The organism is Microbacterium sp. STRO-2N, assembly GCF_057747775.1.
Genome location: NZ_CM173223.1, coordinates 1,954,737 through 1,975,119, shown reverse-complemented (window position 1 = coordinate 1,975,119; position 20,383 = coordinate 1,954,737). Strand labels below are relative to the sequence as shown.

Sequence of the window (20,383 nt, the reverse complement as noted above, 5' to 3'; positions counted from 1 at the left end):
GGGTCTGCCCCCGTACCGGTTCGGGAGGGCGTCGGATGCCGCGGCGCGGCGTCCGTCGCGAGGCTGGAGGCATGACTTCCGCTGTGCCCGTTCCGCCCGCCCCGCCGGCGGCCGATGCCGCGCCACCGCGCCGCCGTCGACGCGGCCTGCTCGTGACGCTCATCGTCATCCCGCTGGTCCTCGTCGTGGCGGTCGTCGCCGCCGGCGGCGTCTGGTTCGCGAGCAATTCCGCGCGTGCGACGCCTCCGGCCGCCGGAGCGGTCGATTTCATCAGACCGCTCGCCGTGCCGCCGCTCGCGCCGTCGCGCGTCGAGGACGGCGTGCGCGTGTTCGAGCTGACCGCAGACGAGGCCTCGACCACGTTCGTCGACGGACGCCCCACGCCGACCCTCGGCTACAACGGGTCGTACCTCGGACCGACACTGGTCGCAGAGCGCGGCGAGCGCGTGAGGGTCGACGTCGCGAACCACCTCGATGCCTCCACGACGGTGCACTGGCACGGCATGCACCTTCCGGCGGAGATGGACGGCGGCCCGCACACGCCGATCGCCGCCGGTGCGACGTGGCAGCCGGAGTGGCAGATGGACCAGCCGGCGGCCACGCTCTGGTACCACCCCCACCTGCACGGCCGCACACGGGAGCAGGTCGATGCGGGTCTTGCGGGCATGTTCCTGCTGCGCGACGAGGAGGAGTCGGCTCTCGCCCTGCCGCGCGAGTACGGCGTCGATGACGTCCCGGTGATCGTGCAGGACCGCTCGTTCAACGCCGACGGCTCGTTCGCGGGCAGCATCGGCATGCAGTTCGACGGCGTGCTCGGCGACACGATCCTCGTCAACGGGACGGTGGCGCCTTACCTCGACGTCACCACCGAGCGGGTCCGTCTCCGGCTGCTGAACGGGTCGAGCGCACGCATGTACGACTTCGCGTTCGCCGACGGCCGTGGGTTCGACCTGGTCGCGACCGACGGAGGAGTCCTCGAGGCGCCGGTCGCCTCGACGAGCGTGCCCCTCTCGCCTGGCGAGCGGGCCGAGATCGTCGTGACGGTCGAGCCCGGTGAGCGCGTGGCGCTGCGATCGAACGCGCCCGACCCCGCTCTGCACGCCGGCTCTGCGAGCTTCGATGTGCTCGAGCTGCGGGCCGCGGAGACCCTCACCGCATCGCCGGAGGTGCCGGCCAAGCTGGCATCACTGCCCGCGGTGGGCGAGACGGATGCCGTCACCGAGCGCACGTTCGTCATGTCGGGGCACAACATCAACGACCGGCAGATGGACCTGGGGCGCGCCGACTTCACGGCCACCGTCGACACCAGCGAGGTGTGGACGGTGCGCAACGAGAACCCGCTGCCGCACTCGTTCCACGTCCACGACACGCAGTTCCGCGTCCTGTCGGTGGACGGATCGCCGCCGCCGGCGCGGCTGGCCGGGCTGAAGGACACGATCGCGCTCGAGTGGAACCGCGAATACCGGATCCTGGTGCGGTTCGAGGACTACGCCGACCCGGCCACGCCGTACATGTACCACTGCCACCTGCTGTGGCATGAGGACCAGGGCATGATGGGACAGTTCCTGGTCGTCGAACCGGGCCAGCAGCCCGAACTGAAGCGTCCCGAGGGAGACTCCGATGACCACCACGACCACTGACACCGCTCCCGGCGCGGCACCGGCCACGCAGGTTGCGACGGGCGGCTTCTGGGCCTCCTACGGACGGTGGTGGCGACACACGCCCGGCAGCGCGCTGTATCTGATCGTCGTCTTCGCCCTGGCGATGCTCTCGGTCAGCATCCTTGCGTCGCTGTTCTGGACGAGCGTGGGGCTGCTCGTCCTGGTGATCGGGCTCCCGCTTCTGGTCGGCTCGCTGTTCGTCGCCCGAGGGTTCGGCGTCGCGGACCGGTTCCTGCTGCTCGTCACGGGCCTGCCCGCGATCGCCGAGCCGGAATGGAACCGCGACAAGCCCGACGCCACCGGCTTCTGGATGACGCTCACGCGCCCCGTGCGCAACGCCCACTACTGGTCGTACCTGGTCCACGGCATGATCGTCACGCCGATCGTGAGCACCGTCACGTTCGCCCTGACGACTGTCTGGCTGAGCGTCGGGCTCGGCGGGCTCACGTACTGGTTCTGGGGACTGTTCCTCCCGCGCAACTGGGAGCGTGACGGCTCCGGGGGCGAGTGGGGTCACTACGTCGCGGACGCGGTGCCGTGGCTGTTCGGCGGCTGGTCGAGCTGGGCCGTCGAGGTGGTGCTGTACTTCGTGGCCGGCATCCTCTTCACTTTCACGATGCCGTGGGTGCTCGGCGGACTCGCGCGAGCGCACCACGCGATCGGGCAGGCCATGCTCGGCCGCTGGACCTCCGACCGCCTCGCCGCCGAGGTGCGCGCCGAAGCGGCCGCTCGCGGCGCCGCGGTGCATGCCGAGGACGTGGCGCTGCGCCGGCTCGAGCGCGACATCCACGACGGCCCGCAGCAACGGCTGGTGCGCCTGCAGATGGACCTGGCAGCCCTCGAGCGCCGCGCGCAGTCCGGCGACGCGGAGGCCGCCACGGAGCTCGCCCGCGAGGCGCGGGGGCACGCGAAGGCCGCGCTGGACGAGCTGCGGGCGCTCTCGAGCGGCGTCGCCCCGCCGCTGCTGCAGGACCGCGGCCTCGCCGCGGCGCTGGACGCCCTCGCGACGACGTCTCCGCTGTCGGTGCAGGTCGACGTCGATCCGTCGATCGATCGCGCCGTGAGCCAGGAGATCGCGCGCACGGTGTACTTCGTGGTCGCCGAGCTGATGACCAACGCGGTCAAGCACTCCGGCGCGAGCGGCGTCACGCTCAAGGCCTCGCTGCGTCGTGCGCCCAGCGGTGCCCCGACGCACCTCGACGTGTGGGTGGTCGACAACGGACGCGGGGGCGCGGCGATCACGGTCGGGCACGGGCTCGAGGGACTGCGCGAGCGCGTCGCCGGGCTGCGCGGCATGCTCGTGGTCACGAGCCCGCTCGGCGGGCCGACTTCCGTCGGTGCGCACATTCCCCTCATGGCAGGTGCGGTGTGAGCGATCCGTATCCTGAGGGGGTGGCTGCGGCAAGCGAATCCGGACCCCTTCGCGTCGTCCTCTTCGAGGACTCCGTTCTGCTGCGCGAGGGGCTGATCAGGCTGTTCGACGAGGCGGGTTACGTCACCGCCGGTGCGTGGGGCGACGCGGATGACGTCGTCGCGCGCGTCCGGACCGCGGCGGCGGATGTCGCCATCCTCGACGTCCGCCTTCCGCCGGCGTTCCGCGACGAGGGCATCCGGGCCGCCCTCGCGGTGCGGGCGGCGCTCCCGAACGTCGGGATCCTGGTGCTCAGCCAGTACGTCGAGGGCGTGTACGCCCGCGAACTGCTCGCAGGCGGGGAGGGCGGCGTCGGATACCTGCTGAAGGACCGCGTCACCTCTCTCGACGAATTCACGGATGCCGTGCGGCGCGTCCGTGAGCGAGGCACGGTCCTCGACCCGCTCGTCGTGCAGGGGCTCCTGTCGGCACGGCCCGACCCGCTGTCGACACTGACGCCCCGCGAGCGCGACGTGCTGACACTGATGGCCGAGGGTCGCAGCAACGCCAGCATCGCCGAACGACTCTTCATCGGCGTCGGCGCGGTCGAGAAGAACATCAGCGCGATCTTCTCGAAGCTCGGGCTCGAGGAGTCCGGCACCGAGCATCGTCGCGTGCTCGCCGTGCTGGCGTTCCTGCAGCACCCGTGACGCAGAGGGCCCCCGGCGAGTCGCCGGGGGCCCTCTGCGTCTGGATCAGCCGCGCGTCACTCGGCGAGGTGCGCGAAGAGGAACCAGCGGTCCTTCTCGAGCGACTCCTTGATGCCGATCGCGATGTCCTGGCTCGTGAGGTCGAACTCGTCCAGGCCGTCGATCGCGGCCTGGACGTCCGCGATGACGGCGTCCATGTCGGTGATGACGTTGCGGATCAGTGCGTCCCACTGCGTGAAGCCGGCGGGCACGCTCGTGGCCGCGGTCTTGCCTGCGACGGTGCTCACGCGGGCGTCGATCGGCAGGCCCAGGGCGACGATGCGCTCCGCGGCCTGGTCGGCGCCGTCCTGTGCGTGGGCGACCACCGAGTCGAGCAGCTCGTGGATCGCGATGAAGTTCGCGCCGCGCACGTTCCAGTGCGCCTGCTTGCCGTTGACAGCCAGGGCCTGCAGGCCCAGGACTACGGGGGTGAGGAACTGTGCGGTGGCAGCGGCCACGTCGGGATTCGCTGCGGTCGCGGGGATGGTGTTGGTCTTCGTCATGTCTCTCGCCTCCATCGTGGGAGGGTTCGCCTCGATCGGCGTTCGCCCTCCGTCACGTGCAACGCTACTCACCCGGCGACATTCCGCAAGCAAGAGAAGGCTGGGCTAAACAGGGCTTTCCCGCGACGGGTGCGGGAGCCGGGCGCAACACCGGCTAACGTCGATTCGTGCCTTCCGCCGACCACGACCTCGGACCGCAGCATCTGCGCGTGCCCTCCCAGACCGTGACCCGTGAGCCGAGCGATCGGTCGCCCGAGCACGCTGAGCCGTCGCGGTTCATCCCGCACGTGCAGGGCCTTCGCGCCATCGCGGTGCTGAGCGTCGTGCTCTACCACTTCTGGCCGGGCCGCGTGACCGGCGGCTACATCGGCGTCGACATCTTCTTCGTGATTTCGGGGTTCCTGATCACGGCGCATCTCATGCGCGAGCTCACCGCGACCGGAACCGTCCGCCTGGGGCAGTTCTGGGCGCGCCGCGCGCGGCGCCTGCTGCCGGCATCCCTCCTGGTGCTGCTGTTCTGCGCCGTCGTCGTGATGTCTCCGTACCTCATGCCCACGTCTGCTCTGCCCAACGAGGTGCGCGAGATCCTCGCGTCGACGTTCTACGTCGAGAACTGGTACCTCGCGCTCAACTCGGCGGACTACCTGAACCACGCCGGCGATCCGACCACCGTGCAGCACTACTGGTCGCTGTCGCTCGAAGAGCAGTTCTACGTGATGTGGCCGCTCATCATGCTGCTGGCCGCGTGGGTCGCGGTGAAGTGGCTGCGCGGCAGCCGGCGCCGGGCGGTCATCGTCGCGCTGGGGGCGGTGTCGGTCGCGTCGCTCGCGTTCTGCATCGTGTTCACGATCACCGACCCTGCTCCCGCGTACTTCGTGACGTTCGGCCGGATGTGGCAGTTCGGCGTGGGCGCGCTGGTCGCCCTCATCCCGCTGCTGCGCGTGCGCAACGCGATCGGCAGCTTCGTGCTCGGGTGGGGCGGAATCCTCGTGCTCGTCTTCGTGATCTTCACGTACGACGGGCAGACGCCGTTCCCGGGCTACAACGCGATCCTTCCGACGCTCGGAGCGGCCGCGGTGATCGCGGCGTCCAACACCGACCGCTGGTGGTACCCGACGCGGATCCTGTCACTGCGACCCGCGCAGTTCGTCGGCGACATCTCCTACTCGCTCTACCTGTGGCATTGGCCGCTCATCATCATCGCGCCTTCGGTGCCGTTCTGGGGCCTGACCATCTACCACCGCGTCGCGCTGCTGGTGCTCTGCTTCGTCCTCGCGTGGCTCACCAAGCGGTTCGTCGAGGACCCTGTGCGCGGCTGGAAGGTGCTCACGTCGCGCCCCGCGCGTGTCACGCTGTGGTCCTCGCTCGCCGCGATGATCGTCGTCGCGCTCGTCGCCGGGACCGCGTGGCTGGTCAACGCGCCGCTGTACAACCAGGGCACGCGCGACATCGCCCAGCTGCAGCAGGATCCGCCGGAGTGCTTCGGCGCGGCATCCGTTCTCGACGCGTCGTGCGCCGACGCCGACTTCGAGGGCACGATCTTGCCCGCACCGGGGTTCGCCGGCATCGACCGGCCGAGCGACGAGCAGTGCTTCGTGCAGCTGACCGACGCGCGACCGGTCTCGTGCACCTTCGGCTCGGACGATCCCGACGCTCCGCGCGTCGCGTTGATCGGCGACAGCCACGCGTATCAGCTTCTCTCGACGTTCGAGCGCATGGCGGACGAGAACGGCTGGCAGCTCGTGACGTGGTTCAAGGGCGCGTGCCCGTGGAACACGACCCCGCTCGCGACGCCGGGAGCATTCGGCGCCGCCTGCACGGAGTGGCGCGAGCGCGTGCAGTCCGCCATCGACGACGCCGACCTCGATGCCGTCTTCACCGCGGCCATCGCGACGACCCCGTACTCCTCGGCCGGCTATCCGTCGACCCATGACGCCGCGGTCTCCGGCTACCGGGACGCCTGGTCGACGGTGCTGGACCGCGGCATCCCCGTGATCACCGTGGTCGACAACCCGGTGTGGGAGACCGACCCGAACAAGTGCCTGCGCACGCGCGACATCGCCGAATGCGATGCACCGAGGTCTGACGTGCTCGTCGCGGACGACCCGCTGCGGGATGCGGCATCCGGTCTCGACGGCGTCACGCTGCTCGACTTCACGGACGTGTTCTGCGGCGCCGAGGTGTGCGAGCCCGTGGTGGGCGGGGCGAACGTGTACCGCGACCAGGACCACCTCACGGTGACCTTCGCAGACACCCTCGCCCCGTGGTACACCGAAGCCATCGAGTCGGCGCTCGCGAGTAGGGTCGCACCATGACCGTCGCAGCCCAGGCCTCGATCCTGTCCGCCGCGGGCCGCACGCCCGAGCTCCACGAGACGGCCTTCGTCGCGGCGGGCGCGCGCATCGTCGGGGGAGTGACGCTCGAAGCCGGAGCGAGCGTCTGGTACAACGCCGTGCTGCGCGCCGACGGCGACACGATCACGGTCGGCGCGAACAGCAACGTTCAGGACAACGTCTCGGTGCACGTGGACGCCGGCAGGCCCGTCGTGATCGGCGAGAACGTCTCGATCGGGCACAACGCGGTCGTGCACGGCTGCACGATCGGCGACGGCTCGCTCATCGGCATGGGCGCGGTCGTGCTCAACGGTGCGAGGATCGGCTCGGGATGCCTCGTCGCAGGCGGCGCGGTCGTGCTCGAGGGGGCTGAGATCCCCGACGGGTCGCTCGTCGCCGGCGTCCCCGGCAAGGTCCGCCGATCGCTCACCGAAGAGGAGCGCGCGGGACTGCTGCGCAACGCCGAGCATTACCTCGCGCACGTCCGGGAGCACACCTCGGCGGGCGCCGGGGACTGATGGCCATGCGCATCGAGCAGCTGGGACCGGACGAGGTGTTCGTCTTCGGATCGAACGCGAGCGGTGCGCACGGCGGGGGAGCGGCACGCTTCGCCCACGAGCGGTTCGGGGCGGTGTGGGGACAGTCCGAGGGGTTGCAGGGCCAGTCGTACGGCATCGACACGATGTCGGGCCTGGAAGTCTTCGCCGAGCAGGCTGCCCGGTTCGTGGAGTTCGCCCGCGAGCACCCCGAGCTGCGATTCCTCGTGACGGAGGTCGGCTGCGGCATCGCCGGGTACACGCCCGAGCAGGTCGCGCGGTTCTTCGCCGGCGCGCCCGAGAACGTGGTGCTGCCCGAATCCTTCGTGCGCGTCCTCGAATCGGACTGAGGCTCAGCCCTTCGGCACTGAGGCTCAGCCCTTCGGCGAGGGGTGGTGCTTTCCTCGGTGCACCTCGAACAGTCGCACGTGCCCAGGCCACGTGGGGTCGTTGACGATCGGCTGGTCGTCCATGAACAGACGGATGACGTGCGCGAGCTGACCGGGATGGCTGAAGTTGATCGCGTGCGCGGCGCCGTCCAGCAGCACCACCAGCACGTGGCTGTCGGTCTGGCTGGCGATTTCGTCCACGCGGTGCGCGTGCGGCAGCAGCGGGTCACGCGCGCCCAGCACGACGAGCGTCGGGATCTGCATCTCGAGCAGCCGCTGCAGCGACGGATACTGCGTCAACGCACGGAACATGCGCACCGTGCTGGGCACGCCGAACCGCACGTAGTCGGGCACGGCCACGCCCGCCATCCGCGTGGGCTCGCGCGGAGCGTCCGCGGCAAGCTGGCCGATCGCGCGGCGCAGTGGCTGGTTGTGCACGCCGCCGGCCGGCGACACCAGCACGGCGCGATCGATCCGCTCAGGATAGGTGTGCGCGAACTCGATGATCACCGGACACCCCATCGAGTTGCCCACGAGAGTCGCCTTCTCGACGCCGCGATCGTCGAGGAAGTCACGGGCCGCCCGCGCCAGGTCTGGGATGTCGAGCATGTCCCTGCGCTTGCCGCTTCGCCCGAACCCCGGAAGGTCGGGCACGAACGTGTGGAACTCGTTCGACAGCCGCTCGGCTGTCGGCAGCAGGTAGCGGCCCGAGAGCCCGAAGCCATGCACGTGCGCCATCACGCGTGCGTCCTTCGGCGGGTTGGGCGACTCACGATAGAAGACATCGACACCGTCGATGGTCGTCCACTTCTCGGCGAGGCTCGATGCCGCGCGCCGCGGAAGCTTGCGCGGTCTGGCGGGTCCTGACGGTGAGGTCGGCGTGCTCATGACGGCTCCTGGGGACGAAGGTCGGTGCCGACACCCAGTCTGGCCCTGTGGAGCGCCGAACCCATAGCGCGGATCGCGTGAATGCGAATGCCCGCCTGGTGCGACCTCCGGTCGGTCCAGGCGGGCAGTGGAGGGGATGACGGGAATCGAACCCGCACCATCAGTTTGGAAGACTGAGGCTCTGCCATTGAGCTACATCCCCGCAGCGGCGAGCCGCGGCATCCGTCATTCTATGCCACGAAGCGGTGCAGGCTCGAACCGGCGGAGCCGCCGGGAGGTGCCGCGCAGGCGCCGCCCCGGCGCGTCGGCTAGACTTCTCGGGGCCGAAAGGCGCGCGCACGCGTGCGAACCCGCCCGGGGCGTAGCTCAGCTTGGTAGAGCGCCCGCTTTGGGAGCGGGAGGCCGCAGGTTCAAATCCTGTCGCCCCGACATCACGGCCCTCAGAATTCCGGAAGCCAGACTTGACCCAGCCGCGCCCGCGCGCGGTCCGATAGAGGAGAACGAACAGGCATGGTGAACAGCACCGTCGAGAAGCTCAGCCCGACCCGGGTGAAGCTGCACATCACGGTCAGCCCCGAAGAGCTGAAGCCCAGCATCAAGCACGCGTACGAGCACATCGCTCAGGACGTGCAGATCCCCGGCTTCCGCAAGGGCAAGGTTCCGGCGCCGATCATCGACCAGCGCATCGGCCGCGTCGCGGTGCTCGAGCACGCCGTGAGCGAGGGCCTGGACGGCTTCTACCGCGACGCCGTCGCCGCGAACGAGCTCCGCGTGCTCGGTCGTCCGTCGGCCGAGGTCACCGAGTGGCCGAACGAGAAGGACTTCTCGGGCGACCTCGAGGTCGAGGTCGAGGTGGACGTGCGTCCCGACTTCGAGCTTCCCGCCTTCGAGGGCACGACCGTCGAGGTCGAGGCCGTCGAGGTCGACGAGGCCGCGATCGACGAGGAGCTCGACCGCCTGCGCAGCCGCTTCGGGACGCTGGTGACGGTCGACCGCCCCGCCGCGACCGGCGACTTCGTCGAGCTCGACCTCGTCGCGACGATCGAGGGCACCGAGATCGACCGCGCCGAGGGCGTGTCGTACGAGGTCGGTTCGGGCGAGCTGCTCGAGGGCATCGACGAGGCCATCGAGTCGCTCACCGCCGGTGAGGAGACGACGTTCCGCTCGAAGCTCGTCGGCGGCGACCACGCCGGCGAAGAGGCCGAGGTCGCGGTCACGGTCAAGGCCGTCAAGGAGCGCGAGCTGCCCGAGGCCGACGACGACTTCGCGCAGATCGCCAGCGAGTTCGACACCATCGCCGAGCTGCGCGACAGCCTCAAGGAGCGCGTCGGCCAGCAGTCGGTGTTCACGCAGGGCTCGGCGGCCCGCGACAAGCTCATCGAGACGCTGCTCGAGCAGGTCGAGATCCCCGTCCCGCCGCAGCTCATCGAGGACGAGGTGCACAACCACCTCGAGGGCGAAGGCCGCCTCGAGGACGACGTGCACCGCGCCGAGGTCGCGGAGGCCAGCGAGAAGCAGTTCAAGACGCAGATGCTCCTCGACAAGATCGCCGAGCAGGTGAACGTCCAGGTCTCGCAGGACGAGCTCACGCAGTACCTCGTGCAGTCGGCCGCACAGTACGGCATGGCTCCGCAGGACTTCGTCAACGCGCTGCAGGAGGGCAACCAGCTGCCCGCCGTCATCGGAGAGGTCGCGCGCAACAAGGCCCTCGCGGTCGCACTCGGCAAGGTCACCGTCGTCGACACCAACGGCAACCCCGTCGACCTCACCGGCTTCGTCGCCGTCGAGGACGAGGCGGCCGCCGAGGAGGAGGTCGTCGAGGAGGCGCAGGAGATCGCGGATGCCGCGGCCGACGCCGACGCCGTGATCGAGGCCGAGGAGAAGCCCGCCAAGAAGGCTCCGGCCAAGAAGGCACCGGCCAAGAAGAGCACCAAGAAGGCCGACGCCGACGCCGAGTGAGCGCCGCGCGACGCAAGACATCGTGAGGGGACGGATGCCGCGGCATCCGTCCCCTCCGTCATCGAGGAGAGACGTGACCGACGAGTGGGACACCCGGGTGACGGCGGTCTGGGACGACGAGACCGTGAGCGACGACGATCGGATCGCACTCATCGATCGGCTGGCGGCTGAGCGCCCGTTCGACGCGAGGGCGATGTTCGAGCGCGCCGGCGCGCGCGATGCGGCGGGGCGAGAGACCGAGGCCGAGCCGCTCTACCGCGCCGCGCTCGAAGCGGGACTGGACGACGAGCACCGGCCGCAGGCGGTCATCCAGCTGGCGAGCACGCTGCGCAACCTGGATCGCGCCGACGAGGCGATACGGATGCTGCGGGCGGAGCTCGACCGTCAGCCCGAGTCGCCGCTGCGCGACGAGGCCGCGGCCTTCCTGGCGCTGAGCCTGGTCTCGGCCGGGGACGCGCGGGAGGCGGCATCCGTCGCCCTCTCGGCACTCGCGCCGCACCTGTCGCGCTACCGCCGCTCGGTGGCGTCGTACGCGGCGGAACTGCACGGCGACGACGCCTGATCTGCCCAGGGCGAACACGGGCGGGTCGCTCGTGGCACCCCGGTAGATTCGATGGCGACCCAAGGAAACAGGAGCACACATGGCCGAACCACTTGTCGCGACGAGCGTCTTCGACAGGCTGCTGAAGGACCGCATCATCTGGCTCGGGTCGGAGGTGCGCGACGACAACGCCAACGAGATCTGCGCGAAGATCCTCCTCCTCGCGGCGGAGGACTCGCAGAAGGACATCTACCTGTACATCAACTCACCCGGCGGCTCGATCACGGCAGGCATGGCGATCTACGACACCATGCAGTTCGTGCCCAACGACATCGTGACGGTCGGCATCGGCATGGCCGCGTCTATGGGCCAGCTGCTGCTGACGGCGGGCACCAAGGGCAAGCGCTACATCACGCCCAACGCCCGCGTACTGCTGCACCAGCCGCACGGCGGCTTCGGCGGCACCGCGAGCGACATCCAGACGCAGGCTCAGCTCATCCTCGACATGAAGAAGCGCCTCGCAGAGATCACCGCGGCGCAGACCGGCAAGTCCGTCGAGCAGATCAACGCCGACGGCGACCGTGACCGCTGGTTCTCGGCGGAAGAGGCGCTCGAGTACGGCTTCGTCGACCACATCCGCGAGTCCGCGACCGACGTCGTGGGCGGCGGCGGCACGGCGAACTGACGGCACCCGAAGGCGAAAGAGAGAGAACCCGAATGCAGACCCCCACCTTCGGCCCGGCCGCGTCACCCCACGCGCTGCAGATGCCCGGCAGCCGCTACATCCTTCCCCAGTTCGAAGAGCGCACCGCCTATGGCTACAAGCGCCAGGACCCCTACAACAAGCTGTTCGAGGACCGCGTGATCTTCCTCGGCGTGCAGGTCGACGACGCGTCGGCCGATGACGTGATGGCACAGCTGCTCGTGCTCGAGTCCCAGGACCCCGACCGCGACATCATCATGTACATCAACTCGCCCGGCGGCTCGTTCACGGCGATGACGGCGATCTACGACACCATGCAGTACGTGTCGCCGCAGATCCAGACCGTCGTGCTCGGTCAGGCGGCGTCCGCGGCTGCCGTGCTGCTCGCGGCCGGCGCTCCCGGCAAGCGCCTGGCGCTGCCGAACGCCCGCATCCTGATCCACCAGCCCGCGATGGGCGAGGCCGGTCACGGTCAGGCCTCCGACATCGAGATCCAGGCGGCCGAGATCATGCGCATGCGCACGTGGCTCGAGGAGACGCTGGCGAAGCACTCGAACAAGACCAAGGAAGAGGTCAACAAGGACATCGATCGCGACAAGATCCTGTCGGCGGAGGAGGCCGTGTCGTACGGTCTCGTCGACCAGGTCCTGACGACGCGCAAGCGCGGCCAGCAGGCGCTGACGAAGTAGCGCGAGCCTTCCGGGCCTCCTGCCCGAAGACCGTTCCCGCGACGCCCCGTCGCCCGATTCCCGGGCGGCGGGGCGTCGTCGTTGCCGCGCGTTCTGCTCACGGCGTACGCGTCCACAACGTGCGTCGCAATCCCACCCCTTGTCGTCGGCAGCGGTTAGGCTCGGAGGACAGCACGGGGGAAGACCTCCGTCGTGACGAGGAGGAGCCTCATGGCACGCATCGGTGAGAGCGCCGACCTGTTCAAGTGCTCCTTCTGCGGCAAGAGCCAGAAGCAGGTCCAGCAGCTGATCGCCGGTCCCGGCGTGTACATCTGCGACGAGTGCGTCGAGCTGTGCAACGAGATCATCGAAGAGCGCATGGCCGAGTCCTCGTCGGGCGTCGTCGCCGACTTCGACCTTCCCAAGCCGCGCGAGATCTACGCCTTCCTCGAGGAGTACGTCGTCGGGCAGAACGACGCCAAGCGCGCGCTCTCGGTCGCCGTCTACAACCACTACAAGCGCGTCCGTGCCCATGGCACGATCCAGTCCGCCGAGCAGCGCGCCGACGAGATCGAGATCGCCAAGAGCAACATCCTGCTGCTCGGCCCGACCGGCTGCGGCAAGACCTACCTCGCCCAGACGCTGGCCAAGCGCTTGAACGTGCCGTTCGCCGTCGCCGATGCCACCGCCCTCACGGAGGCGGGATACGTCGGGGAGGATGTCGAGAACATCCTTCTGAAGCTCCTGCAGGCGGCGGACTTCGACACCAAGCGCGCCGAGACCGGCATCATCTACATCGACGAGGTCGACAAGATCGCCCGCAAGGCCGAGAACCCGTCGATCACGCGCGACGTGTCGGGCGAGGGCGTGCAGCAGGCGCTGCTGAAGATCCTCGAGGGCACGGTCGCCTCCGTTCCTCCGCAGGGCGGCCGCAAGCACCCGCACCAGGAGTTCATCCAGATCGACACGACCAACGTGCTGTTCATCGTGGCCGGGGCGTTCGCCGGCCTCGAAGACATCATCTCGTCCCGCGTCGGAAAGCACGGCGTCGGGTTCGGCGCTCCGCTGCACAACAAGGGCGACGACCTCAGCCTCTTCAGCGAGGTGCAGCCCGAGGATCTCCACAAGTTCGGCCTCATCCCCGAGTTCATCGGCCGGCTGCCGGTGGTGGCGTCGGTCTCACCGCTCGATCGCGAGGCCCTCATGGAGATCCTCACCGAGCCGAAGAACGCGCTGGTCAAGCAGTACCACCGCATGTTCGAGCTCGACGGCGTCACGCTCGAGTTCGACCTCGAGGCGCTTGAGGCGATCGCCGACCTCGCCGTGGCGCGCAAGACGGGTGCTCGCGGTCTCCGCGCGATCCTCGAGGACGTGCTCGGGCCGATCATGTTCGAGATCCCGTCGACGGATGACGTCGACAAGGTGATCGTGACGCGCGCGGCGGTCGAGGAGGGCGCGGCGCCGACGCTCATCCTCCGCGAGAAGCGCAAGAGCGCCTGACCCGCGCGGTGTCGGAGGCCGGCGGTAGCCTCGCCGGATGACCACGCTGCGGCCCTTCTCCATCCACGTTGGCGACGACGAGCTGGCCGACCTGTACGAGCGGCTCGATCGGTTCCGCCCACTCGCGGACTCGCCGCGGCGTCCGACGTCAGGCATGACCGCCGGGTACCTCGCCGAGCTGGTCGACACCTGGCGTGACTGGGACTGGCGGGCCCGCGAACGCTGGCTGAACGAGCATCCGCAGTTCCTCGCCGACATCGGCGACGCCACGGTGCACTTCGTGCACCGGCGCGCCGCCCGTGCGGACGCACCCGCGCTGCTCGTGATGCACGGCTGGCCGCACACGTTCGCGCTGCAGCTCGACTTCGCCGACCTCGTCCCCGACTTCCACGTCGTCGTGCCGAGCTTCCCCGGGTTCGCGTATTCGTCGCCCTACGCCGACGGCCCCATGACCGAGGTGCGCCTGGCCGAGACGATGCACCGCCTCATGACGGATGTTCTCGGCTACGAGCGGTACTTCACGTACGGCGAGGATGTCTCGGCCAATGTCAACGACCTGATCGCGGCCTCGTATCCCGAGTCCGTGGCAGGCGTTCTCGTGACGCACTCCCACTTCCCGTCGCGCGCCGAACGCGAGCACCTCGACGCACCGGACGAGGCGGAGTTCTTCACCCGGCTCGACGAGTGGGGTGGGGCGAACGGCGCGTACGGGCACGTCCAGGCGACGCGTCCCGACACGCTCGCGGCGGCCCTCAACGACTCGCCCGCAGGTCTGCTCGCCTGGCTCGTCGAGAAGCTCGTCGAATGGAGCGACACGCCCGGCGACGACCCGCGTCGCATCGAGACGCGGATGTCGCGCGACCGGCTGCTCACCGAGGCGATGATCTACTGGACGACGCAGTCCATCGGCACATCGTTCCGTCCCTACTACGAGGGCGCCGATCAGCCCGACGCGATGCCGCCCGTCGAGGTTCCGGCATCCGTCCATATCCAGCGCCACGAGTGGGACTACCCTGAATCGCTCGCGCGCCGTTTCTACCTCGACCTCCGCACGTTCGAGCGCCTCGAAGAGGGCGGCCATTTCACGGTCGCAGAGGTACCGGCCGTCATGGCGAAGCGGGCGCGGGCGTTGGCCTCGGAGGTCGGCGCACTTTGAGCAGCCCTCGGATGGCCCGATCGGGCCATCCGGATGGCCCGTCGGTGCGATGCCGGGCGCGCGCCCGGTCGGGTTCGCTGATGCCATGTCATCACCAGCCACGTACGACAGCACAGCTCACGCCATCCCCGGACCGATCGGGCTGCCTTTCGCCGTGAGACCCGGCCCGCTGCAGATCGATCGTCACCTCAACGGACCTCGTCGTTCGGCGAACGGAGGCTTCGCCGCCGGCACGATCGCGACACGCGTCGACTCCGACACCGTGACGGTCGTGCTGCGCCGGCCCATCCGCCTGGGCGTGCCCCTGGAAGTCTCGGACTTCTCCTCGGGCAGCGTCGTCGTGCACGACAAGGGGATCCTCGTCGCCGAGGCGCGACCGGGAACGCTGGTCGCAGCGGTCGACCCGCCTCCGCCGACATTCGAGGACGCGAGGCGAGCGCGCGGCGCTCATCCGCTCATCGGTGTGCGCCACGCGCTCTCGGATTGCGTCGTCTGCGGCCCGGCTCGCGCCGACGGCATGCATGTGACGCCCGGGCCCGTGCCCGGTCGCCCCGAGATTCTGGCCGCACCCTGGGTCGTCGGCGCGCAGTACGCACACGCCGGCATCGCGGATTACCCGGCAGTGTGGGCGGCGATGGACTGCCCGAGCTTTCCTGCGGCCGCGCTGCGAGAACGGGTCATGTGCGTGCTCGGCACCATGACCGCGCGAGTCGAGCGGCGCCCCTTCGTGGGGGAGCCTCTCGTGGTGTATTCGTGGACGCGAGCGCATCACGGTCGGAGGCACGAGACCTCCGTGGCGATCGTCGACGCCGCCGGTGTGCAGGTCGCCCGGGCCGACTCGACCTGGATCGCCGTCAAGCACCAGCAGATGGTGCGCTTCTTCCGTCACCTCGTGTGAGCCTCGTGGATGGCCGGTTCCGGCCATCCGCACCGCGACTCGATGGCCGGTCCTGCCGATGCGGCGGGGACGGCATCACGGGTGAACTGTCCACGACACGGGCGCACCAGCCCGTCCCACTGAAGGAGAGAACCCATGTCCACCATCGTCGACGCCACCGTCGCCGCAGAAGAAGAGGGCGTCGAACTCGACGCGGAGGTCGGTGCAGCGCTGACCCAACGTCTGCTCGAATCGCTGCCGTCCGCGCTGGAGCTGCTCACGATCGAGCTCGGTCACCGGCTCGGACTCTACGCCGCACTCGATGCCCACGGCGCTGCGACGGCAGCCGAGCTCGCGCGTGCCACTGGCCTCGGTGAGCGCCAGCTGCGCGAGTGGCTCGACCAGCAGGCCATCGCCGGCATCCTGACCGCGGCGGACGGCGAAGACCGCACCTATGAGCTCCCGGCCGCCTATCGCCCGGTGCTGCTGGACTCCTCGCATCCGCTTCACGGGGCCGGCCTGGCCACGATGTTCGCGGGCGTCAGCGCGACGTTCGACCGCGTGAGCGAGGGATACGTGCGCGGCGAGGGTGTGACCTTCGCCGAGTTCGGCAGCGCCATGCGCCACGGCCTCGAGTACACGTACCGCCCCGGATACACGCACGCTCTGCCACTGTGGATGGAGCAATTGCCCGACATCTCAGCGCGGCTCGACGAGGGCGGCACGATCCTCGACCTCGGTTGCGGCACGGGCTGGTCGACGATCGCTCTGGCACGACGATTCCCGAACGCGCGCGTCGTCGGGGTGGACCTCGACGACGCGTCGATCACCGAGGCGCGCGCAAACGCCGCGGATTCGGGGATCGCGGAGCGGGTCGACTTCGTGCTGGCGGACGCCGGCGACCAGGCGGCACTCGCCGGCGCGGCCGCAGGTCGCGTCACCCTGGTCACGGTCTTCCTCGCCCTGCACGATATGAACGCCCCGCAGCGGGCGCTCTCGGTGGCGGCGGATCTCCTCGAGCCAGGCGGTGCCATCCTCATCGGCGACGTGAAGGTCGAGGACGAGTTCACGGCTCCTGCCGGGCCGCTGGACCGGATGTTCTCGGCGTTCAGCGTGCTGCACTGCCTGCCGGCCACGCTCGCCGAGGGAGCCGGTCACGCCCACGGGACGGTGCTGCGCGCACCCACGGTTGCCCAGTGGAGCCGCCAGGCGGGCCTCGCGAGCACGACGCGCCTCGCGGTGGAGCACCCCACGTGGTCGTTCTACCGGCTCGACCGGTGAACACCGAGACGCAACGACGGCACATCGTCGCACGACCCGCGCCGCACCACGCGGCGCGGGTCGTCGTCCATACTGAACTCGTGGAGTCCACGTCCGTCGACGTTCGCTACGCGTGGTCGGGCACCGATGATGTCGCCTGGTCGGAGCTCGGCGCCGGCGCGCCCGTGCTCATCGGCGGGTGGTGGATGAGCCATCTGGTCCGGGACTGGGAGTACCCGCCGTTCCAGGCGTTCGTGAGCGAGATGGCCCGCCACCGGCGGGTGATCCGTATGGACCCGCCGGGCAGCGGACTGTCGCGCTCACGCGGCGAGACGCCCGATTCGCTCGCGCCGCACGTGGACGCCGTGGCTGCGGTGCTCGATGCCGCCGGAGTGGAGGAGGTCACGTTCATGGCCGGGTCGTCAGGCTGCCCGGTCGCGGTCGAGTTCGCCGCCCGCTATCCCGAGCGCGTGCGTCGGCTGGTGCTCGCCGGCTCCTACCTCGACGGATCGTCGATCGCGGGTCCGGAGGACCGCGAGGCTCTCGTGGAGCTGGTCCGCCGCAGCTGGGGCGTGAGTTCGCGCGTGATGTCGGACATCTTCTACCCGGGCGCGACGCCCGCTCAGCGGCGCGCGTACATCGCTCACCAGCGATCCTCGGCGACGTCGCACGCCGCTGCCGCCGCCCTCCGCGCCGTGTACCGGTTCGATGCACGGGAATCGGCCGCTTCGGTTCGCTCCCCGACGCTCGTCCTGCACCGGCGCGGCGATCGCGCCATTCGGCTCTCACTCGGCGTCGCGACCGCACAGGCGATCCCGGGCGCCCACCTGGAGGTGCTCGATGGCGACGCGCATCATCCGTGGCACGGCGATGCCGGGGCGTTCCTGCGTCGCGCGATGGCGTTCGATGGGGTGGATGAGGCGCGCGTTCGGCTCGAGTCCGGGAGAGCCGAGACCGGCGCGACGAATCGGGGCCCACGACCCGCATCGCCGATCTCGCCGCGCGAGCATGAGGTTCTGCTCCTCGTCGCGCAGGGCAGGACCGACGCCCAGATCGCCGCCGAGCTGTTCCTCAGCGTCCACACCGTCCATCGGCACGTCGCCAACGCGCGCACCAAGCTTGGTGTGCCGTCGCGCGCCGCCGCGGCGGCATGGGCCGTTGCGAACGCCGGCTGAGACTCAGCCCGCGAGCCCTCGGCGCTCCAGCAGCGGCTGGATGTCGGCATCCTGCCCGCGGAAATCGCGGTAGGCCTCCAGCGGATCCTTCGATCCGCCCACGCCGAGCAGCCTCTCCCGGAAGCGGTCGCCGTTCTCGCGACGCAGCCCGCCGTTCTCGCGGAACCACTCCACGGTGTCGGCGTCGAGCACCTCGCTCCAGATATACGAGTAGTAGCCGGCGCTGTAGCCGCCCGAGAAGACGTGCGCGAAGTACGTCGACGAATAGCGAGTGGGCACGGCGGGGTTGTCGAGACCGATGTCGGCGAGGGCGGATGCCTCGAACCCGGCGACGTCGAGATCGCCCGCCGCCTCGTCCACCGAGAGCGAGTGCCACGCCTGGTCGAGCCACGCGGCGGCGAGGTACTCGCTCGTGGCGAAGCCCTCGTTGAAGACCTCCGACGCATGGAGCTTGTCGACCACCTCGGCCGGAAGCGGCTCTCCGGTGTCGATGTGACGGGCGTAGGACGCGAGGATCTCGGGCCAGTAGATCCACATCTCGTTGACCTGGCTCGGGAACTCGACGAAGTCGCGATAGACGTTGGTGCCGGCGAAATGGGGGTAGGTGACCGTTGCGAAGAGGCCGTGCAGCGCGTGGCCGAACTCGTGGAAGAGCGTCGTCACCTCGTCGAGCGTGAGGAGTGTCGGACGGCCCGGGGCGGGCTTGGGAACGTTGAGGTTGTTGACCACGACCGGCGACGTGCCGCGCAGTCGCGACTGCAGCACGATCGAGTTCATCCATGCGCCGCCGCGCTTCGTGTCGCGCGTGTACAGGTCGAGGATGAAGAGGCCGAGCGCGGAGCCGTCGGCGTCGAACACCTCGAACACGCGTGCGTCGGGATGGTAGGCGGGCAGCTCAGTCCGCTCCTGGAACGTGATGCCGTACAGCTCGGTGGCGGCGCGGAACACGCCATCGCGGAGCACGCGCTCGGCCTCGAACCACGGGCGGAGCGCGGAACGGTCGAGATCGTATTCGGCGGCGCGCACCTTCTCGGTGTAGAAGGCCCAGTCGTGCGCCTCGAGGGGGAACGGCGAGGGTTTGGCGTCGATGATCGCCTGCAGCTTCTCCTGCTCGCGCCGTGCGTTGCGCGCCGCGGGCACGGCGAGACGCCGCAACAGGTTGTGCACGGCCTCGGGCGACCCCGCGGTCTCGTCCGAGGTGATGTAGGCGGCGTGGGAGTCGTAGCCCAACAGCGCGGCGCGCTCGGCGCGCAGGCGCACGATCTCGAGCAGCGTGGCGCGGTTGTCGTGGTCGTTGCCGCGGGATCCGCGCGATCGGGAGGCGTGAAGAAGGCGCGCACGCGACGTGCGATCGGTGAGGGTCGAGAGGTACGGATGCCCCGTGAAGAGGGTCAGCGTGACGACCCACTTGCCGTCCAGGCCGCGGTCGGCGGCGGCCTGTGCGGCCGCGGAGATCTCGCCCTCGCTGAGCCCGTCGAGCTCCGTCACATCGTCGAACACCACGGCCAGGTCGTTCGTGTCGGCCAGGAGGTTCTTCTCGAACTGGGTCGTGAGGGTCGACAGTCGCTGATTGAGCTCCGTGAGGCGCGCCTTCGCGTCGTCGTCGAGGCCGGCGCCGGCATGCGACATCTCGGTGTGATGGCGCTCGACGAGGTACCGCTGCTCGGGCGTGAGGTCGAGATCGTCGAGCTGCTCGTGGAGCGTCCTGATGCGCCAGAACAGGGCCGAATCCAGCTGGATGGAGTCCTGATGAGCGGACATCAGGGGAGCGAGAGCCTCTTCGATCTCCTGGATCTCGGGGGTCGCGTCGGCCGAGGACACGGTGTAGAACGTGCGGGCGACATCGCCCAGCAGCTTGCCGCTCTCTTCCAGCGGAACCATCGTGTTCTCGAAGGTCGGCATCGAGCGCACCCGGGTGATGTTCTGGATCTCGCGCCGGTGGGCGTCGAAGGCTGCCTCGAACGCCGGAAGGTAATGCTCGGGGCGGATCGTCGGGTAGTCGGGAAGCCCGTAGGGCAGGGTGCTGGGGGAGAGGAGCGGATTCTCGGTCGGCATGGGGCAAGCCTAGCCGCGGGAGTCGTGCGCTGCCGACGAACCTTTGCAAACACATACTTGCAAAGAAGTGCTTGCAAAG

At 69.6% G+C, this 20,383-nt stretch carries 18 protein-coding genes and 2 tRNA genes; 16 read left to right on the top strand and 4 right to left on the bottom strand.

The genetic code is table 11. The features are described 5' to 3' along the window. The first annotated feature begins 71 nt into the window (after positions 1 to 71). From AC3ANN_RS09205 to AC3ANN_RS09195, 3 genes are read left to right on the top strand one after another with little or no spacing between them, the layout of a single operon-like run. Positions 72 to 1,640 carry a multicopper oxidase family protein gene (locus AC3ANN_RS09205; protein WP_488340671.1) on the top strand — a complete coding sequence of 523 codons (1,569 nt, stop codon included), beginning with the start codon at positions 72 to 74 and terminating at the stop codon, positions 1,638 to 1,640. After that, complete coding sequence (locus tag AC3ANN_RS09200; RefSeq protein ID WP_488340670.1) at positions 1,621 to 3,033, top strand: sensor histidine kinase; 1,413 nt, start codon at positions 1,621 to 1,623, stop codon at positions 3,031 to 3,033. The genes AC3ANN_RS09205 and AC3ANN_RS09200 overlap by 20 nt, the downstream gene beginning before the upstream one ends. A 20-nt stretch (positions 3,034 to 3,053) precedes the next feature. Then, positions 3,054 to 3,722, top strand: coding sequence for a response regulator transcription factor (locus AC3ANN_RS09195; protein ID WP_488340669.1), 669 nt, complete (start codon positions 3,054 to 3,056; stop codon positions 3,720 to 3,722). A gap of 56 nt (positions 3,723 to 3,778) precedes the next feature. Here AC3ANN_RS09195 and AC3ANN_RS09190 read toward each other — a convergent pair whose 3' ends face one another. After that, positions 3,779 to 4,264, bottom strand: a complete 486-nt coding sequence (locus AC3ANN_RS09190) for a Dps family protein (RefSeq protein WP_488340668.1) — start codon at positions 4,262 to 4,264, stop codon at positions 3,779 to 3,781. A gap of 167 nt (positions 4,265 to 4,431) precedes the next feature. On the opposite strand from AC3ANN_RS09190, the gene AC3ANN_RS09185 reads away from it, so the two are divergent. The 3 genes from AC3ANN_RS09185 to AC3ANN_RS09175 are packed head-to-tail and all read left to right on the top strand — an operon-like array spanning position 4,432 to position 7,483. Beyond that, the gene (locus AC3ANN_RS09185) at positions 4,432 to 6,579 is read left to right on the top strand and encodes an acyltransferase family protein (RefSeq protein WP_488340667.1); all 2,148 of its coding nucleotides are present in this window, start codon (positions 4,432 to 4,434) and stop codon (positions 6,577 to 6,579) included. Continuing rightward, positions 6,576 to 7,115 (top strand): gamma carbonic anhydrase family protein, encoded by a 540-nt coding sequence (locus AC3ANN_RS09180; protein ID WP_488340666.1) that lies wholly within the window; start codon positions 6,576 to 6,578, stop codon positions 7,113 to 7,115. The genes AC3ANN_RS09185 and AC3ANN_RS09180 overlap by 4 nt, the downstream gene beginning before the upstream one ends. 5 nt (positions 7,116 to 7,120) lie before the next feature. Continuing rightward, positions 7,121 to 7,483 carry an A1S_2505 family phage non-structural protein gene (locus AC3ANN_RS09175; RefSeq protein ID WP_488340665.1) on the top strand — a complete coding sequence of 121 codons (363 nt, stop codon included), beginning with the start codon at positions 7,121 to 7,123 and terminating at the stop codon, positions 7,481 to 7,483. Between the two features lie 24 nt (positions 7,484 to 7,507). Here the strand turns inward: AC3ANN_RS09175 and AC3ANN_RS09170 are convergent, their stop codons facing one another. Together AC3ANN_RS09170 and AC3ANN_RS09165 are read right to left on the bottom strand one after the other, a co-directional pair. Continuing rightward, positions 7,508 to 8,410: an alpha/beta fold hydrolase gene (locus AC3ANN_RS09170; RefSeq protein ID WP_488340664.1), complete on the bottom strand. Its 903-nt coding sequence runs from the start codon at positions 8,408 to 8,410 to the stop codon at positions 7,508 to 7,510. A 128-nt stretch (positions 8,411 to 8,538) separates the two neighbouring features. Next, a tRNA-Gly gene (locus AC3ANN_RS09165) sits at positions 8,539 to 8,612 on the bottom strand. 153 nt (positions 8,613 to 8,765) lie between these two features. On the opposite strand from AC3ANN_RS09165, the gene AC3ANN_RS09160 reads away from it, so the two are divergent. The 10 genes from AC3ANN_RS09160 (at position 8,766) to AC3ANN_RS09115 (ending at position 18,249) form a co-directional block, all read left to right on the top strand. Then, positions 8,766 to 8,839 (top strand) — tRNA-Pro (locus tag AC3ANN_RS09160). An 81-nt stretch (positions 8,840 to 8,920) separates the two neighbouring features. Beyond that, complete coding sequence (tig, locus tag AC3ANN_RS09155) at positions 8,921 to 10,369, top strand: trigger factor (RefSeq protein WP_488340663.1); 1,449 nt, start codon at positions 8,921 to 8,923, stop codon at positions 10,367 to 10,369. 73 nt (positions 10,370 to 10,442) lie between these two features. Next, positions 10,443 to 10,931 carry a tetratricopeptide repeat protein gene (locus tag AC3ANN_RS09150; protein ID WP_488340662.1) on the top strand — a complete coding sequence of 163 codons (489 nt, stop codon included), beginning with the start codon at positions 10,443 to 10,445 and terminating at the stop codon, positions 10,929 to 10,931. 79 nt (positions 10,932 to 11,010) lie between these two features. After that, entirely contained in the window at positions 11,011 to 11,595 is a 585-nt protein-coding gene (locus AC3ANN_RS09145; RefSeq protein WP_488340661.1) for an ATP-dependent Clp protease proteolytic subunit, read from the top strand. A 32-nt stretch (positions 11,596 to 11,627) separates the two neighbouring features. Then, complete coding sequence (locus AC3ANN_RS09140; RefSeq protein ID WP_488340660.1) at positions 11,628 to 12,302, top strand: ATP-dependent Clp protease proteolytic subunit; 675 nt, start codon at positions 11,628 to 11,630, stop codon at positions 12,300 to 12,302. Positions 12,303 to 12,512: 210 nt separating this feature from the next. After that, positions 12,513 to 13,781 (top strand): ATP-dependent Clp protease ATP-binding subunit ClpX, encoded by a 1,269-nt coding sequence (gene clpX / locus AC3ANN_RS09135; protein WP_488340659.1) that lies wholly within the window; start codon positions 12,513 to 12,515, stop codon positions 13,779 to 13,781. A 37-nt stretch (positions 13,782 to 13,818) separates the two neighbouring features. Continuing rightward, positions 13,819 to 14,937 (top strand): epoxide hydrolase family protein, encoded by a 1,119-nt coding sequence (locus tag AC3ANN_RS09130; protein ID WP_488340658.1) that lies wholly within the window; start codon positions 13,819 to 13,821, stop codon positions 14,935 to 14,937. Positions 14,938 to 15,022: 85 nt separating this feature from the next. Beyond that, positions 15,023 to 15,835, top strand: coding sequence for a hypothetical protein (locus AC3ANN_RS09125; protein WP_488340657.1), 813 nt, complete (start codon positions 15,023 to 15,025; stop codon positions 15,833 to 15,835). A 135-nt stretch (positions 15,836 to 15,970) separates the two neighbouring features. Next, positions 15,971 to 17,095: a class I SAM-dependent methyltransferase gene (locus tag AC3ANN_RS09120; RefSeq protein ID WP_488340656.1), complete on the top strand. Its 1,125-nt coding sequence runs from the start codon at positions 15,971 to 15,973 to the stop codon at positions 17,093 to 17,095. 80 nt (positions 17,096 to 17,175) lie between these two features. Beyond that, positions 17,176 to 18,249, top strand: a complete 1,074-nt coding sequence (locus AC3ANN_RS09115) for an alpha/beta fold hydrolase (RefSeq protein ID WP_488340655.1) — start codon at positions 17,176 to 17,178, stop codon at positions 18,247 to 18,249. 3 nt (positions 18,250 to 18,252) lie between these two features. Here the strand turns inward: AC3ANN_RS09115 and AC3ANN_RS09110 are convergent, their stop codons facing one another. Next, positions 18,253 to 20,304, bottom strand: a complete 2,052-nt coding sequence (locus tag AC3ANN_RS09110; RefSeq protein WP_488340654.1) for a M3 family metallopeptidase — start codon at positions 20,302 to 20,304, stop codon at positions 18,253 to 18,255. Positions 20,305 to 20,383 lie beyond the last annotated feature (79 nt).